We start from the raw sequence: 16,444 nt of genomic DNA, 5'->3' as shown, positions 1-16,444 counted from the left end.
GACTTGAAATGAACCGGCGCATGCCCATCTTCGACGGGCTTGTCACGCCGGAACTCACCCTCAGGAGAGAGATGCATGCGCCTTGATCCGCTGCGGACGTCGGTCCGCTTTGCCGCCCCCCATTCCGCCCCTGCCTGGCGACGCCGTGTCGCCGGTCTGGTCGCCGCCTGCGGCACCAGCCTGGCCGCCCTGCTGGCCGTCGGTCTGTCGTCCAGCCCGATGCCGGTGATGGCCCAGGCCGGCGCCGCCGCACGCGGCCTGCCGGACTTCGCCGACCTGGTCGAGCAGGTCGGCCCGGCGGTCGTCAACATCCGCACCACCGCCAAGGGCAAGACCGCCCGCAACGGCGCCGAAGGTGGTCCCGACGAGGAGATGCAGGAGTTCTTCCGGCGCTTCTTCGGCGTGCCGGTACCGCGCCAGGGCCCGCGTCAGAACCCGCCCGGCCAGCAGGACGAGGAGGCGCAGCAGATGCCGCGCGGCGTCGGCTCGGGCTTCATCCTGAGCGGCGACGGCTTCATCATGACCAACGCCCACGTGGTCGACGGTGCCGACGAGGTGATCGTCCGGCTGACCGACAAGCGCGAGTTCAAGGCCCGCATCATCGGCGCCGACAAGCGCACCGATGTGGCCGTGCTGAAGGTCGAGGCCAGCGGCCTGCCGACCGTCAAGCTGGGCGACGTCAACCGCCTTCGCGTCGGTGAATGGGTGATCGCGATCGGCTCGCCGTTCGACCTCGACAACACCGTGACCGCCGGCATCGTCAGCGCCAAGGCGCGCGACACCGGCGACCTGGTGCCGTTCATCCAGACCGACGTCGCGATCAACCCCGGCAACTCCGGCGGCCCGCTGATCAACATGCGCGGCGAGGTGGTTGGCGTCAACTCGCAGATCTACAGCCGCTCGGGCGGCTACATGGGCATCTCGTTCGCGATCCCGATCGACGAGGCCCGCCGCGTCGCCGATCAGCTGCGCGACAAGGGCCGGGTCGTGCGCGGGCGCATCGGCGTGCAGATCGGCGAGGTCACCAAGGACGTGGCCGAGTCGCTCGGCCTGGGCAAGGCGGCCGGCGCGCTGGTGCGCTCGGTCGAGTCGGGCAGTCCGGCCGACAAGGCCGGCCTGGAGCCGGGCGACATCGTCACGCGATTCGACGGCAAGCCGGTCGAGAAGTGGAACGACCTGCCGCGCCTGGTCGGCAACACCAACCCGGGCAGCAAGAGCTCGATCACCGTCGTGCGGCGCGGCAACACCCGCGACCTGTCGATCGTCGTGGCCGAGATGGAGCCCGAAGCCGGCGCCCGCCCCGCCAGCACCAAGCCCGAGCCGAAGCCGGCGCCGAAGCCGGCGACCGTCGGCTGGCTAGGCCTGACGCTGGCCGAACTGACCGCCGAGCAGCGCACCGAGCTGAAGATCAAGGGCGGCGTGAAGGTGGAGGCGGTCGACGCCAGCGGCGCCGCCAGCAAGGCCGGCCTGCGCGAAGGCGACATCCTGCTGGCGATCGCCAACACCGACATCACCGACCTGAAGCAGTTCGAGGCCACCGCCGCGAAGCTCGACAAGGGCAAGCCGGTCAACGTGCTGTTCCGGCGTGGCGAGTGGGCCCAGTACGTGGTGGTCCGACCGTCGAAATGACGCGGCCCTGGGCGTGAGCAGGCGCCCACATCCAGTACGCGGCGCCGCCTGTCATAGGCGGGCCGCGCCACCCGGATCTGTGGACAAACTGTGCACAAGCACCCCTTCCGGTGGTCCGCCAGTCACGCTTGCCGGCAACGCTTTTGGCTACAATGGGGGCCCAACAAAGCAGTTGCCATACCTTTTTGTTGGAAGGCGCGTCACCTCTTCGACGTGCCTTTTTTTTGAGCTGAGTCATGTGCCCGCCCGGGCCGTGCGTCCATCGTCGACGCCGAGCCGGCAGCGTCGGACGACTCCGCCCAGGCACTGCGCGCATCCACACCGCCCGGCGGTGTGAGCCCTTTCCGCAGCGGCACATCGCCACTGTGCAGGCCGCTGTGACGGCGCCCGTTGGCGCCAACCGAGTTCCATGGACCACATCCGCAATTTTTCCATCATCGCCCACATCGACCACGGCAAGAGCACGCTGGCCGACCGGATCATCCAGCGCTGCGGCGGCCTCAGCGACCGCGAGATGGAGGCCCAGGTGCTGGACTCGATGGACATCGAGCGCGAGCGCGGCATCACCATCAAGGCGCAGACCGCCGCGCTGCAGTACAAGGCCAACGACGGCCAGATCTACAACCTCAACCTGATCGACACCCCCGGGCACGTCGACTTCAGCTACGAGGTCAGCCGCTCGCTGTCGGCCTGCGAAGGCGCGCTGCTGGTGGTCGACGCCAGCCAGGGCGTCGAGGCCCAGACGGTGGCCAACTGCTACACCGCGCTGGACCTGGGCGTCGAAGTGGTGCCGGTCCTCAACAAGATGGACCTGCCGTCGGCCGATCCGGACAACGCCAAGGCCGAGATCGAGGACGTCATCGGCATCGACGCGGACCACGCGATCCCCTGCTCGGCCAAGACCGGCATGGGCATCGACGAGATCCTGGAAGCGGTCATCGCCCGCATGCCGCCGCCCAAGGGCGATGCCGACGGCGCGCCGCGCGCCATGATCATCGACGCCTGGTTCGACAACTACGTCGGCGTCGTGATGCTGGTGCGCGTGGTCGACGGCCAGCTGCGCAAGGGCGAGCGCATCCGCATGATGGCGACCAACACGGTCTACCCGATCGAGCACCTGGGCGTGTTCACGCCCAAGAGCGAGAACCGCGAGCTGCTGCAGGCCGGCCAGGTCGGCTTCATCATCGCCGGCATCAAGGAACTGGCCGCCGCCAAGGTGGGCGACACGGTCACGCTCGAGAAGAAGCTGCCCAACAACGCCGGCCCGGCGACCGAGGCGCTGCCCGGCTTCAAGGAAATCCAGCCGCAGGTGTTCGCCGGGCTCTACCCGTCGGAATCGAGCGAGTACGACCAGCTGCGCGACGCGCTGGAGAAGCTCAAGCTCAACGACAGCTCGCTGCGCTTCGAGCCCGAGGTGTCGCAGGCGCTGGGCTTCGGCTTCCGCTGCGGATTCCTCGGCCTGCTGCACATGGAGATCGTGCAGGAGCGCCTGGAGCGCGAATTCGACCAGGACCTGGTGACGACCGCGCCGAGCGTGGTCTACGAGGTCGAGCTCAACGACGGCACCGTGCTGGAGGTCGAGAACCCGTCGAAGATGCCGGAAGTGGCCCGCACCAAGGAGATCCGCGAGCCGATCGTGACGGTCCACCTGTACATGCCGCAGGAGTACGTCGGCGCCGTCATGACGCTGGCCAACCAGAAGCGCGGCGTGCAGATCAACATGGCCTACCACGGCAAGCAGGTCATGCTGACCTACGAGCTGCCGCTGGCCGAGATCGTGCTGGACTTCTTCGACAAGCTGAAGTCGGTCTCGCGCGGCTACGCCTCGATGGACTACGAGTTCAAGGAATACCGCGCCGCCGACGTCGTGAAGGTCGACATCCTGATCAACGGCGACCGGGTCGACCCGTTGGCGATGATCGTGCACCGCTCGCAGAGCCAGTTCCGCGGCCGCGCGGTGGTGGCCAAGATGCGCACGCTGATCCCGCGCCAGATGTACGACGTCGCGATCCAGGCCTCGATCGGCGCGAACATCATCGCCCGCGAGGACGTCAAGGCGCTGCGCAAGAACGTGCTGGCAAAATGCTATGGCGGTGACATCACCCGCAAGCGCAAGCTGCTCGAGAAGCAGAAGGCCGGCAAGAAGCGCATGAAGCAGATCGGCTCCGTGGAGGTGCCGCAGGAAGCCTTCCTCGCGATCCTGCAGGTCGAAGACTGATCCAACCGGACCCCCGATGGCAACCCTCACCGGCATCCTCTACGCCTGCCTCCTGTTCTACGGAGCGGGCTGGTATCTCGGCCGCTGGAGCGGCAACTTCTCGCTGCTGCTGTTCATCCTGACCATCGTCACGCTCGGCTACTGGCTGGCCGAGCGGTATGTCTTCCTGCCGCGCCGGCTCGCCGCAGCCGGGGCCGTCGAGGCGCAGGACGCCCAGCGTCGTGCCGAGCTGCAGCGGCTGGGCATCACCCAGGTCGACAGCAACCTCGAGGAAGCACGCCACAAGGTGCTCGCCCAGCCCTGGTGGCTGGACTGGACCGCCGGCCTGTTCCCGGTGATCCTGATCGTCTTCGTGCTGCGGTCCTTCCTGTTCGAGCCGTTCAAGATCCCGTCCGGCTCGATGATCCCGACGCTCGAGATCGGCGACCTGATCCTGGTGAACAAGTTCCACTACGGCGTGCGGCTGCCGGTGATCAACAAGAAGATCATCGAGAACAACCCCGTCCAGCGGGGCGACGTGATGGTGTTCCGCTACCCGGTGGACCCGAGCATCGACTTCATCAAGCGCGTCGTCGCGCTGCCCGGCGACACCGTCACCTACGAGCACCAGAAGCTCAGCATCAACGGCCAGCCCGCGCCGCTGGAGCGCCTGGACGACTACTACGAGGAAGACCGCCGGGGCTACTCGCCGCAGTTCCGCGAGACCTTCGGCGACCAGTCGCACCGGATCCTGGTCGAGCCGCGCCTGCCGTCGAGCTACGGCATGCGCGCCCGCCTCGGCAAGTTCGCGGACGCCTGCACCTACAGCGCCGATGGCGTGACCTGCAAGGTGCCGGCCGGCCACTACTTCGTGATGGGCGACAACCGCGACAACTCCGAAGACTCGCGCTTCTGGGGCTTCGTGCCTGACGAGAACATCGTCGGCCGCGCGTTCCTCGTCTGGATGAACTTCGGCAACATCAAGCGCATCGGCAGCTTCCACTGAGGAGTCGACCCATGACAGCCGCAACCCGTCCGCCGATCGACCGCCGCCCGTCCCGCGCGACGGCGCGCGGCATCACGATGATCGGCCTGCTGTTCTGGGCCGCCCTGGTGTCGATGCTCGGCATCGTCACGCTGCGCGTGCTGCCCACGGTCAACGAGTACTACACGATCCTCGGCGCGGTCGAGAAGGTGTCGAAGACCGGCGGCAACACCGTGCCGGAGATCCGCGCCGCGTTCGATCGCCACAAGAGCATCGAGTACTCGATCACCGCGATCTCCGGCGCCGACCTCGAGATCACCAAGAACGACGAGCGGGTGGTCGTGGCCTTCGCCTACGACAAGGAAGTCGAGCTGTTCGGCCCGGTCTACCTGCTGATCAAGTACCGCGGCAGCTCGCGTTGAGCCTGCCGCCGCCCGACACCCCCGCATCCACAGCCCCCACCGGCGACGACACCGTGTCCACTGCCTCGCTCGATCAACTTCAGGCGCGCCTGGGCCACGTCTTCCGCGACGGCAGCCTGCTGGTCCGCGCGCTGACGCACCGCAGCCATGGCGCCGACCACAACGAACGGCTCGAATTCCTCGGCGATGCCGTGCTGAACCTGGCGGTCTCCGACCTGCTGTTCGACCACTTCGACGACTCGCCCGAGGGCGACCTGACCCGCGTGCGCGCCCACCTGGTCCGCCAGGACATGCTGCACCGGATCGCGCTGTCGCTGGGCCTGCCGCAGCAGCTGCGCCTGTCCGACGGCGAGGCCCGTGGCGGTGGCGCGCAGCGGCCGTCGATCCTGGCCGACGCGATGGAAGCCATCATCGGCGCGGTCTACCGCGATGCCGGCTACGACGCCGCGCAAGGCCTGGTGCGGCGCCTGTTCGAGCCGCTGGTGATCGAGACCGCCACGCAGGCCTGGGCCAAGGACGCCAAGACCCAGCTGCAGGAATGGCTGCAGGCGCGCCGCCTCAGCGTGCCCGAGTACCGCATCGAGGCCACCCGTGGCCGCGCCCATGACCAGACCTTCGTGGTCGTCTGCAGCGTGGTCGAACATGGCATCGAGGGTCGCGGCGAAGGCCGTTCCCGCCGAGCCGCCGAACAGGAAGCCGCGCGGCTGGTCCTCGACCAGCTGAGCCGCACCCACGAATGAACCCTGAAGCGCAAGACGCGACGCCGGACCCGGCCCGCGAAGACACCCCGACCGGCACGCCGGCCACCCCCGAAGACGACGCGGAGGCCGGCCACATCGAACTGGGCGGCGACGACGACGAGGCCTTCGAGGATCAGGACGGGGACGAGGACGACACCGAAGACGGCGACGAGGACGGTGACGAGTTCGACGACGACGAGGCATCCGAAGGCGTCGCGCTGCCGCTGAGCTTCGGCGCCAGCGTGCCGGGCCGCCGCTGCGGCCTGATCGCCATCGTCGGCCGGCCCAACGTGGGCAAGTCCACGCTGCTGAACTCGCTGATCGGCCAGAAGGTCAGCATCACCTCGCGCAAGGCGCAGACCACGCGCCATCGCATCACCGGCATCTGCACCGAGGACGACACCCAGTTCGTCTTCGTCGACACGCCCGGCTTCCAGACCCGCCACACCACCCGCGGCACCGCCGCGCTGAACCGCAACCTCAACAAGACGGTGCAGTCGGTGCTGGCCGATGTCGACATCGTGCTGTTCCTGGTCGAGGCCGGCCGCTTCGGCGTCGACGACGCCAAGGTGCTGGCGCTGATCCCGCCGGGCAAGCCGACGCTGCTGGTGGCCAACAAGCTCGACCTGGTCCACCGCCGTGCCGACCTGCTGCCCTGGCTGCAGCAGATGCAGGAGCGCCATCCGTTCACCGAGTTCGTGCCGCTGACGGCGCAGAAGGTGCCCGACGCGCGCCGCCTGCTGGGCATCGTGCGGCCGCACCTGCCCGAGCAGGACTGGTTCTACGACGAGGACGCGCTGACCGACCGCAGCGACAAGTTCCTCGCCTCCGAGCTGATCCGCGAGAAGCTGTTCCGCCTGACCGGCGATGAGCTGCCCTACACCTCCACCGTCCAGATCGACAAGTACGTCGAGGAAGGCCGGCTGCGCCGCATCAGCGCCACGATCGTGGTCGAACGCGACGCCCACAAGGGCATGGTGATCGGCGAGGGCGGCGAGCGCCTGAAGCGCATCGGCACCGAGGCCCGCACCGAGCTGGAACGGTTGACCGACGGGCGCGTCTTCCTGGAGCTGTGGGTCAAGGTCCGCTCCGGCTGGGCCGACGACGAGCAGCGCCTGAAGAGCTACGGCTACGAATAAGCCATGGCGACGACGCGGCGGTCCGGCGGCACGGCTGGCGGGTCCGCCGCGAAGCCGCTGTCGGGCTACGTGCTGCACACGCACGACTGGAGCGAATCCAGCCTGATCCTGGAGGTCTGGACCCGCGAGCTGGGCCGCGTCGTCGCGCTGGCCAAGGGCGCCAAGCGGCCCTACTCGCAGCTGCGCAGCGTGCTGCTGCCGTTCCAGCGCCTGCACCTGCAACTCGGCAACAAGCGGCTGGAAGGCGGCGCCGAGGTCCAGCTGCTGCGCAGCGCCGAATGGGCCGGTGGCGGCCCGCTGCTGAGCGGCGCGGCGCTGCTGTCGGGCCTGCACCTCAACGAGCTGCTGCTGCGCGGCCTGGCGCGGCACGATCCGCACCCGCACCTGTTCGACGCCTACGCGGCCACGCTCGGCCAGCTGGTCCGGTCGCGCGAGAACGCCGACGAGGCCGGGGCCGCTGCCGCGCTGCGTGCCTTCGAGCTGGCCTTCCTGGCCGACTCGGGCGTGCTGCCCGACCTGTCGTGCGTCACCGCGACGCAGCAGCCGGTGCAGCCGGCCGCGCGCCACCTGCTGCTGGCCGACGCCGGGGTCTGCACCACCGCCACGCCGGGCGACGCCGGCATCAGCGGCGCGGTGCTGATCGCCCTGCAGACCGCCCTGCAGGCCGACGACCTGGCCAGCCTGCAGCAGGCCTGCGCCGGCGCGCCGCAGGAGCTGAAGAGCCAGCTGCGCGCGCTGCTGCACGAACACCTCGGCACGTCGATGCTGCGCACCCGCGCGCTGATGGTCGAGCTGCAGCAGCTGCTGGACCGCGCCCCCGGCCGCACGCCGCCGGGTCGCTGAGGCATCATCGCCAGCACCTCTTCAGTCGCCTTCCCGCCGCCTTCCCTCGACCCGATCCGCGAGTCACGATGAACCCTCTCGTCGCCCCCGAAGCCCATGCCGGCGCGCTGCGCACCGCCCTGTCGGTCAACCTCAACAAGGTCGCGCTGCTGCGCAACAGCCGCCACCTCGGCATCCCCGGCGTGACCCGCATGGCCACGCTGGTGCTGGAGGCCGGCGCGCAAGGCATCACGGTGCATCCGCGGCCGGACGAGCGCCACATCCGCGCGCACGACGTGACCGACCTGGATGCGCTGCTGAAGGCCTGGCCGCACATCGACTACAACATCGAGGGCAACCCGTTCCACAACCTGATGGACGTGATCCGGGCGGTCCGGCCGCACCAGGCCACCTTCGTGCCGGACTCGGTCGGCCAGTTCACGTCGGACCACGGCTGGACCTTCCCCGACGACGCCGAACGGCTCGCGCCGCTGGTCGCCGAATGCCGCGAACTGGGCGTGCGCGTCAGCCTGTTCATGGACCCGATCCCCGAGATGATGCGGGCGGCCCGCGAGGTCGGCGCCGACCGCATCGAGCTCTACACCGAGGCCTACGCCTCGGCCTGGGGCACACCCCGTCAGGCCGAGGTGCTGGCCCGCTACACGGCGGCGGCCGAAGCGGCGCTGGCCGCCGGCCTGGGCATCAACGCCGGCCATGACCTGAACCGCGACAACCTGACCGATTTCCTGGCTGCCGTGCCCGGCGTGCAGGAGGTCTCGATCGGCCATGCGCTGACCGCCGACGCGCTGGAGCTGGGCTTCCCGGCCACCATCCGCGCCTACCTTGCCTGCATCCAGCGGGCCTACGCACCGCAAGGCTGAGCGACGTGCTGGGCCCCGGCATCTACGGCATCGGCACCGACATCTGCGACATCCGACGGATCGCCGCGACGCTCGGCCGGCGCGGCGACCGCTTCGCCGAACGGGTGCTCGGCCCGCGCGAGCTGCAGGTCTGGCGCGCCCGCCGCGCCCGTGTCGAGTCGCGCGGGCTGTCCTACCTGGCAACCCGTTTCAGCGTCAAGGAAGCCTTCTCCAAGGCGATCGGGCTGGGCATCCACCACCCGATGCAATGGCGCAGCTGCGAGACGCTGAACGACCCGTCCGGCCAGCCGCGCATCCACCTCCACGGCGAGCTCGCCGACTGGTTCGCGCAGCGCCGCCTGCAGGCCCACGTGACGCTGACCGACGAGACCGACTACGCGGTCAGCTTCGTGGTCGTCGAGCGCATCCCCCCTCCCGACGCTTCGGGCGAATGACCGAATGACCATGCACGCACCCCTGATCATCGACATCGCCGGCACCACGCTGGACGACAACGACCGCCGCCGGCTGGTCCACCCGCTGGTGGGCGGCGTGATCCTGTTCAGCCGCAACTGGGCCGGCCGCGCGCAGCTGACCCGCGTCATCGCCGAGATGAAGGACCTGCGCGAGGACCTGCTGGTCGCCGTCGATCACGAAGGCGGCCGGGTCCAGCGCTTCCGCGACGACGGCTTCACGCCGCTGCCGGCCATGCGCACGCTCGGCCGACGCTGGTTGCGTGACACGCCCGGCCAGCCCGGCAGCGGCGCGCTGCAGGCGATGGAAGCGGCCACGGCGGTCGGCCACGTGCTGGGCGCCGAGCTGCGCGCCTGCGGCGTCGACCTGAGCTTCACGCCCGTGCTGGACCTCGACCACGGTCGCAGCGACGTGATCGGCACGCGGTCCTTCGGCCGCGATGCCCGCGTCGTCACGGTGCTGGCCCGTTGCCTGGCGCTCGGGCTGCTGCAGACCGGCATGGCCAACTGCGGCAAGCACTTCCCCGGCCACGGCTGGGCGCAGGCCGACACCCATGTCGCCAGCGCCGTCGACGAGCGCCCGCTCGACGCCATCCTGGCCGACGACGCCCTGCCCTATGCACACCTGACGACCTGCCTGCGCGCGGTCATGCCCGCGCACGTGATCTACCCGAAGGTCGACGCCCGGCCGGCCGGTTTCTCCAGCATCTGGCTCGACGACGTGCTGCGCGACCGGCTCGGCTACGCCGGTGCGGTCTTCAGCGACGACCTGGGCATGGCCGCCGCGCGCCGCGTGCCCGGCCTGCGTGGCAGCGAGCCCGATGGCACGCTGACGATGACCGAAGCCGTCATGCAGGCGCTGCAGGCGGGTTGCGACATGGCGCTGGTCTGCAACCAGTCGAACGTCGACGGCGGGCGCACGCTCGATGCGCTGCTCGAAGCGCTCGACGAGGCCGGCGACGACGGCCTGTGGCAAGCCGATCCGGACAGCGAGGACCGCCGTCAGCGCCTGCTGCCGCAGACCGCGCCGCTGCCCTGGGACGAGCTGATGCACGACGGCGACTACCAGCGCGCGCTGGAGCGGGTCGGCCAGCTGGCCGAAGACGCGGGTGACTGAAACGACAACGCGCCGCAGCGGTTTCCCGCTGCGGCGCGTTGTCATGTCAGGGCCGGATCAGGCCCCAGACGTCAGCCCGTGAACGTCAGCCTTCGAACGGCAGCTTGACGCTGGCCAGATCGCGGCGCGTCTCGACCAGGATGAGCGGACCCTCGTCCAGCAGCACGACCGGCTTGATCTCGCGCGGCACGTGGACCGGCTTGGGCTCGCGGGCGATCGCGTCCTGGACCGCGCGGACCTTGTCGGCGTCGCTGTTGATCCACTCCAGACCGGCCTCGCGGGCCAGTTCGGCCAGCGTCGCGATCGGCAGCACGAAGGGCTGCGCCACCGCCACGACCGGCGTCGGCGCGACCGGTGCGGCCTCGACGACCAGCGGCGCGGGTGCGGAAACCGGTGCAGCGACGGGTGCAGCAACGGGTGCCTCGACGGCCTGGGCGACCGGCGCAGGCGCCACCTCGTCCGAAGAAGCGACGACCTGGGCCGGCGCATCGGACGTCGGCTCGGCCGACGCGGCGTTGTCGCCGTTCTCGCCAACTTCACCGCTTTCACCCGCTTCGCCAGCTTCGCGGTTGCGACCACGGCCACGGCGACGACGACGGCCTTCGCGGTTGCCATCGGCGCCTTCGCCTTCGGCGCCCGGCGCGTCCTGACGGCCTTCGGCGCCCGAAGCGTCAACCGACGCCTCGCCGGCCTCGACCGGTGACTGGGTGTCGACGGCATCGCTGCCCTCGACGCCACCTTCGGCACGACCTTCCTCGCGGTCACGGCGACCGCCGCGGCCACGACGGCGACGGCGCTCGTTGCCCTGCTCGACGGTCTCGCCGGCCGGGGCACCGCCCGCATCGACGAGCGCCTGGGCCGACAGGTCGGCCGGCAGGTTCTCGGTCGACGCCAGGCTGGCGACGTTCTGCTCGGCGCGCGGGGCGCGGTTCTCGCCGCGTTCGCCACGCTCGCCACGCTCGCCCCGTTCACGGCGCTCGCCGCGTTCGGCACGCTCGCCGCGCTCGCCGGCACGTTCCTGGCCACGCTCGGCGCGGTCCGGACGATCAGCGCTGCGTTCGCCACGCTCACCTCGTTCGCCACGTCGGCCACCCTCACGGCCCTCGCGAGCCTCGGGCTTGGCCGCCTCTGCACCACGCTCGCCACGCTCGCCACGGCGGCGGTCACCGCCACGGCCGCCCTGGCCACCTTGACCGTTGCGGCCACGCTCACCACGGGCTTCCTTGCCGTCCTTGCCGCCATCCTTCTGGGCCGGTGCGGGTTCGGCCGCGGCCGGTGCCGCGACGGGCGCCGGAGCCGGCGAGCCACCGAACAGCTTGCGGATGAAGCCGAAGAAACCACCGCCGGCGGCAGGCGCTGCGGCCGGTGCCGCGACCGGCGCCGGAGCGGGCGCCGCCGCCACGACCGGCGCAGGCGCCGGCTCGGGCTTGGGCGGTGCGACGGGGGCCGGCTGGTCGGGCAGCACGCCCTTGATCAGCGGCTCCTGCTTGGCCTTGCCACGCTCGCCGGCGTCGCGACGACGGGTGATGCCGACTTCCTCCTCCGGCTCCTCGATCATCGTGTAGCTGGCCTGCAGGTTGTCCAGACGCGGGTCGTCGTGGCGCAGGCGTTCGAGCTTGTAGTTCGGCGTCTCGAGGTGACGGTTCGGCACCAGCAGCACGGTGGTGCGCTGCTTCAGCTCGATCTTGGTGATCTCGGTGCGCTTCTCGTTGAGCAGGAAGCTGGTCACCTCCACCGGCACCTGCACGTGCACGGCGGCCGTGCCTTCCTTCATCGCCTCTTCCTGGATGATGCGCAGGATCTGCAGCGCGGAAGACTCGGTGTCGCGGATGTGGCCGGTGCCGTTGCAGCGCGGGCAGGTGATGTGGTTGCCCTCGCTGAGGGCCGGGCGCAGGCGCTGGCGGCTCAGTTCGAGCAGGCCGAACTTGCTGATCGAGCTGAACTGCACGCGGGCACGGTCGGTGCGCAGCGCGTCGCGCAGGCGCTGTTCGACCTCCCGGCGGTTCTTGCTCTCCTCCATGTCGATGAAGTCGACCACGATCAGGCCGCCCAGGTCGCGCAGGCGGCACTGGCGGGCGATCTCGTCGGCGGCCTCGAGGTTGGTGCGGGTGGCGGTCTCCTCGATGTCGCCGCCACGGGTGGCGCGGGCCGAGTTGACGTCCACGGCGACCAGCGCCTCGGTATGGTCGATCACGATCGCGCCGCCCGAGGGCAGGTGGACGGTGCGCGAGAACGCGGTCTCGATCTGGTGCTCGATCTGGAAGCGGCTGAACAGCGGCGCGTCATCGCGGTAGCGCTTCACGCGGTTGGCCGTCTCGGGCATGACGTGCAGCATGAACTGCTTGGCCTGCTCGTAGATGTCGTCCGTGTCGATCAGGATCTCGCCGATGTCGGCGGTGAAGTAGTCGCGGATCGCGCGGATCACCAGCGACGACTCCTGGTAGATCAGGTAGGCGCCCTTGCCGCCCTTGGACGCCTCGTCGATGGCGGTCCAGAGCTTGAGCATGTAGTTGAGGTCCCACTGCAGCTCTTCGGCGCTGCGGCCGATGCCGGCGGTGCGCGCGATCAGGCTCATGCCCTTGGGGTATTCGAGCTGCTCGAGGTTCTCCTTGAGCTCCTCGCGGTCCTCGCCCTCGATGCGGCGCGAGACGCCACCGCCGCGCGGGTTGTTGGGCATCAGCACGAGGTAGCGGCCGGCCAGGCTGACGAAGGTCGTCAGCGCCGCGCCCTTGTTGCCGCGCTCTTCCTTCTCGACCTGGACCAGCAGTTCCTGGCCGTTGGAGATGACGTCGGAGATCTTGGCGTCGCGGACCGGGACGCCTTCCTTGAAGTAGGTCCGGGCGATTTCCTTGAACGGCAGGAAGCCGTGGCGGTCCTCGCCGTAGTCGACGAAACAGGCTTCGAGCGACGGCTCGACGCGCGTCACGACGGCCTTGTAGATGTTGCCCTTGCGCTGTTCGCGGCCCTCGATCTCGGTCTCGAAGTCCAGCAGCTTCTGGCCATCGACGATCGCCAGGCGCCGCTCTTCGGGCTGCGTGGCATTGATCAGCATGCGTTTCATGCGTACTCCTCTCGTGCCTGCGCCGCCAGTGGGGTGGGCGGCACAGCATCCATCGAACTGCCGCGTCCGCACCGATGAAGGTGCGCACACGGCCACGTCGCGATGCACGAGAACGTCGCAGTCCGACCGAGAAGGAATCGCCCTGGACTGCGTGGCCGGACGCCGGCACGGGCCGGCAACCGATCGAGGCCGGAGGCCTCAGCCGCGCAGCGTTGGCGCGCCGCCGAACGAACGGGCTGCCATGGCGTCACCGCGATCCAGCCCGACTGCCGCACCGCGCGCGTGGCACGGCGGACAGCCATCGCCCGGTCCGTGCCGTGTCGGCAGGGTCCGGGCAGCAACCCGGCCGGCGCGCGGGGCGCGGGGGCGGGGTGCGTGGGGGGTTGGAAGGGTGGCGGCCATCTTCGGCGGCTTGTTCGTCGACCTGCTCACCGCAGCGACCGGTGCTGTCGGGGGCCCCAGCACTTCCGGGACCGCCCGCCAGCCCGAGGGCTGCGGCTTGAAAAACCTTGACTTGGGGGATCTGACCGCGAGGTCCCTGGCGCGTCGCCCTGCCCTCCACCGGCTCACCTTGGGAGACGGAACCAGGGCCGCAGCGGCGCGCTGCATCATCGTTGTCGGTGCACCGGGCCGGTCTCGAACGGAGGGGTCGATCCGGTGCGCCATCCCTCGTCGCGCCGCAGGTGTCGTCATCGGGCAGGCCGGTCCGGGATGCCGCTCTTCAAGCGACGCGGGCCGGTGGCCGTCGGTCTGCGGCGCGATGCGCACCGCTAAACTCAGACAAATCAAACACTTACAACGCGAACGTGGTGCAGAGGATTATAGGGGCCAAGTCCCCGCGTTCCGGTGGTTCACGAACCGCACGGAAAACGCTGGGGGGCATGTCGACCGGAACCCAGCCGGTGAAGACGACGCCAGCGCCGGTTACCCCGGCCGCGACGGCCCAGGTGCGCCAGTTCGTCGTCGACGAGGCCGGTGAAGGCCAGCGGCTGGACAACTACCTGATGCGCGAGCTCAAGGGCGCGCCCAAGACGCTGGTCTACCGGATCATCCGCAGCGGCGAGGTGCGCGTGAACAAGGGCCGCGCCAGTGCCGACACCCGCGTCGCCAGCGGTGACGTGGTGCGCGTGCCGCCGCTGCGGCTGGCCGATCCGGCGGTCGCCGCCGAGGCCGCGAGCCGGGTGCCGCCACGCGAGTTCCCGATCCTGTTCGAGGACGAGCACCTGCTGGCCATCGCCAAGCCCGCTGGCGTGGCGGTACACGGCGGCTCGGGCGTCAGCTTCGGCGTGATCGAGCAGCTGCGCCGGGCCCGGCCGACCGCGAAGTTCCTGGAACTCGTGCACCGGCTGGACAAGGAGACCTCCGGCATCCTGCTGGTGGCCAAGAAGCGCAGCGCGCTGACCGCCCTGCAGGACCAGTTCCGTCAGCGCGACACCGGCAAGACCTACGCCGCGCTGGTGATCGGCGACTGGCCGGCGTCGCTCAAGGTGATCGACGTGGCACTGCACAAGACGCTCGACGCCGAGGGCGAGCGCCGCGTCCATGCCGTCGCGGCCGACCATCCGGACGGCCGGCGCTCGATCTCGCTGGTGCGGGTGGTGCAGCGCGCCGGCGGCTACACGCTGCTGGACGTCACGATCAAGACCGGCCGCACCCACCAGATCCGCGTCCACCTGCAGCAGGCCGGTCACCCGATCGTCGGCGACGACAAGTACGGCGACTTCGCCGTCAACCGGGCGATGTCGCGCGGCGAGGCGCTGCCCGGCCTGCGCTTCGGCCGGATGTTCCTGCACGCCCGCCGGCTGGCGTTCGACCACCCGGCCAGCGGGGAGCGCATCGAGCTGGCCGCACCGCTGCCCGACGAGTGCGCGACACTGCTGGACCGTCTCGCGACGCCCTCCCCGACCTGACCGCCATGCGCCGCTTCGACCTCATCGTCTTCGACTGGGACGGCACGCTGTTCGACTCCACCGCGCTGATCGTGCGCAGCATCCAGGCCGCCTGCCGCGACCTGGGCGCCGAGGTGCCGAGCGACCAGCAGGCCGCCTACGTGATCGGGCTGGGCCTGCAGGACGCCCTGCAGCGCGCCGTGCCCGGCCTGCCGGTCGAGCGCTACCCGGAGCTGGGCCTGCGCTACCGCCACCACTACTTCCGCGAGCAGCACGCGATCACGCTGTTCCGCGGCGTGCCCGAGCTGCTGGAGAGCCTGCGCGGCCGCCAGCACCAGCTCGCGGTCGCCACCGGCAAGAGCCGGCGCGGGCTGGACGAGGCGCTCGACATCGCCGACCTGCGGCGCTGGTTCGACGCCACCCGCACCGCAGACGAGACCCGCTCCAAGCCGCATCCGCAGATGCTGCAGGAGCTGATGGCCGAGCTGGACGTGCCGCCCGAGCGCACGCTGATGATCGGCGACACCAGCCACGACCTGATGCTGGCGAAGAACGCCGGCACCGCCGCCGTCGCGGTCGCCTACGGCGCGCACGAGCCGGCCGAATTGCACGCGCACGCGCCGCTGGCCGTCGCCCACAGCGTGCAGGAGCTGCACGACTGGCTGCATCGGCACGCATGACCCGACTCGACCTGCATCCGACCATGTCAGAACCCCTGCCGCCCGAACGCCTCTGCGCCTCCGCCGACCTCGAGGACGGCGGCCTGGCCCATGTCTTCGACCTGCTGGAGTACGGCCGGCCCGCGCGTGCCTTCGTGCTGCGCTTCGACGGCAAGCCCGTCGGCTACCTCAACCGCTGCGCCCACGTGCCGACCGAGATGGACTGGCAGGAAGGCCGTTTCCTGGACGACGACCGGCGCTGGATCATCTGCTCGATCCACGGCGCCGCCTACGAGCCGCGCGACGGCCGCTGCGTCGGCGGACCGTGTGTCGGCAAGCGCCTGAAGCCGCTGCGCGTCGAGGAGCGTGACGGCGAGGTGTATTGGTATCCTCAAGGCGAACTGGCGCCCGCCTTCGGCGCCTGATCGCCCGGATCGCCTGACCTGTCCGA

The 16,444-nt window shown here is 70.2% G+C and carries 14 protein-coding genes; 13 read left to right on the top strand and 1 reads right to left on the bottom strand.

The annotated features are described in order from the left end of the window. The first annotated feature begins 75 nt into the window (after window positions 1–75). From ACWA7K_RS21785 to nagZ, 10 genes are all read left to right on the top strand, one after another. The gene (locus ACWA7K_RS21785; protein ID WP_456164257.1) at window positions 76–1,629 is read left to right on the top strand and encodes a DegQ family serine endoprotease; all 1,554 of its coding nucleotides are present in this window, start codon (window positions 76–78) and stop codon (window positions 1,627–1,629) included. 409 nt (window positions 1,630–2,038) lie between these two features. After that, window positions 2,039–3,847, top strand: coding sequence for a translation elongation factor 4 (lepA, locus tag ACWA7K_RS21780; protein ID WP_456164255.1), 1,809 nt, complete (start codon window positions 2,039–2,041; stop codon window positions 3,845–3,847). 16 nt (window positions 3,848–3,863) lie between these two features. Beyond that, the gene (gene lepB, locus ACWA7K_RS21775) at window positions 3,864–4,832 is read left to right on the top strand and encodes a signal peptidase I (RefSeq protein ID WP_456164253.1); all 969 of its coding nucleotides are present in this window, start codon (window positions 3,864–3,866) and stop codon (window positions 4,830–4,832) included. A gap of 11 nt (window positions 4,833–4,843) precedes the next feature. After that, entirely contained in the window at window positions 4,844–5,233 is a 390-nt protein-coding gene (locus tag ACWA7K_RS21770; protein ID WP_456164251.1) for a DUF4845 domain-containing protein, read from the top strand. A 53-nt stretch (window positions 5,234–5,286) separates the two neighbouring features. Next, the gene (gene rnc / locus ACWA7K_RS21765) at window positions 5,287–5,973 is read left to right on the top strand and encodes a ribonuclease III (RefSeq protein WP_456164249.1); all 687 of its coding nucleotides are present in this window, start codon (window positions 5,287–5,289) and stop codon (window positions 5,971–5,973) included. Further along, window positions 5,970–7,112 (top strand): GTPase Era, encoded by a 1,143-nt coding sequence (gene era, locus ACWA7K_RS21760; RefSeq protein WP_456164247.1) that lies wholly within the window; start codon window positions 5,970–5,972, stop codon window positions 7,110–7,112. Before rnc ends, era begins: the two co-directional genes overlap by 4 nt. A 3-nt stretch (window positions 7,113–7,115) precedes the next feature. Then, a complete protein-coding gene (gene recO, locus ACWA7K_RS21755) occupies window positions 7,116–7,955 on the top strand; it encodes a DNA repair protein RecO (protein WP_456164245.1) in 840 nt (279 codons plus the stop codon). A gap of 68 nt (window positions 7,956–8,023) precedes the next feature. Next, window positions 8,024–8,815, top strand: coding sequence for a pyridoxine 5'-phosphate synthase (locus ACWA7K_RS21750; RefSeq protein WP_456164243.1), 792 nt, complete (start codon window positions 8,024–8,026; stop codon window positions 8,813–8,815). 5 nt (window positions 8,816–8,820) lie between these two features. Beyond that, entirely contained in the window at window positions 8,821–9,249 is a 429-nt protein-coding gene (acpS, locus tag ACWA7K_RS21745) for a holo-ACP synthase (protein WP_456164241.1), read from the top strand. Between the two features lie 4 nt (window positions 9,250–9,253). After that, window positions 9,254–10,384: a beta-N-acetylhexosaminidase gene (nagZ, locus tag ACWA7K_RS21740; RefSeq protein ID WP_456164239.1), complete on the top strand. Its 1,131-nt coding sequence runs from the start codon at window positions 9,254–9,256 to the stop codon at window positions 10,382–10,384. An 85-nt stretch (window positions 10,385–10,469) separates the two neighbouring features. Here the strand turns inward: nagZ and ACWA7K_RS21735 are convergent, their stop codons facing one another. Next, entirely contained in the window at window positions 10,470–13,445 is a 2,976-nt protein-coding gene (locus ACWA7K_RS21735; protein WP_456164237.1) for an Rne/Rng family ribonuclease, read from the bottom strand. Between the two features lie 947 nt (window positions 13,446–14,392). Here ACWA7K_RS21735 and ACWA7K_RS21730 point away from each other — a divergent pair. The 3 genes from ACWA7K_RS21730 to ACWA7K_RS21720 are packed head-to-tail and all read left to right on the top strand — an operon-like array spanning window position 14,393 to window position 16,418. After that, window positions 14,393–15,355: an RluA family pseudouridine synthase gene (locus tag ACWA7K_RS21730; protein ID WP_456168907.1), complete on the top strand. Its 963-nt coding sequence runs from the start codon at window positions 14,393–14,395 to the stop codon at window positions 15,353–15,355. A gap of 5 nt (window positions 15,356–15,360) precedes the next feature. Then, on the top strand, window positions 15,361–16,014 hold the full coding sequence (locus ACWA7K_RS21725; protein WP_456164235.1) for an HAD family hydrolase: 654 nt from the start codon (window positions 15,361–15,363) through the stop codon (window positions 16,012–16,014). Window positions 16,015–16,037: 23 nt separating this feature from the next. Then, on the top strand, window positions 16,038–16,418 hold the full coding sequence (locus ACWA7K_RS21720; RefSeq protein WP_456164233.1) for a Rieske (2Fe-2S) protein: 381 nt from the start codon (window positions 16,038–16,040) through the stop codon (window positions 16,416–16,418). Window positions 16,419–16,444 lie beyond the last annotated feature (26 nt).

It is taken from the genome of Leptothrix mechoopdaensis (SeqCode) (assembly GCF_053893855.1).
Note: the sequence above shows the minus strand (reverse complement) of the source record. Positions and strands in the feature narration are given on the sequence as shown.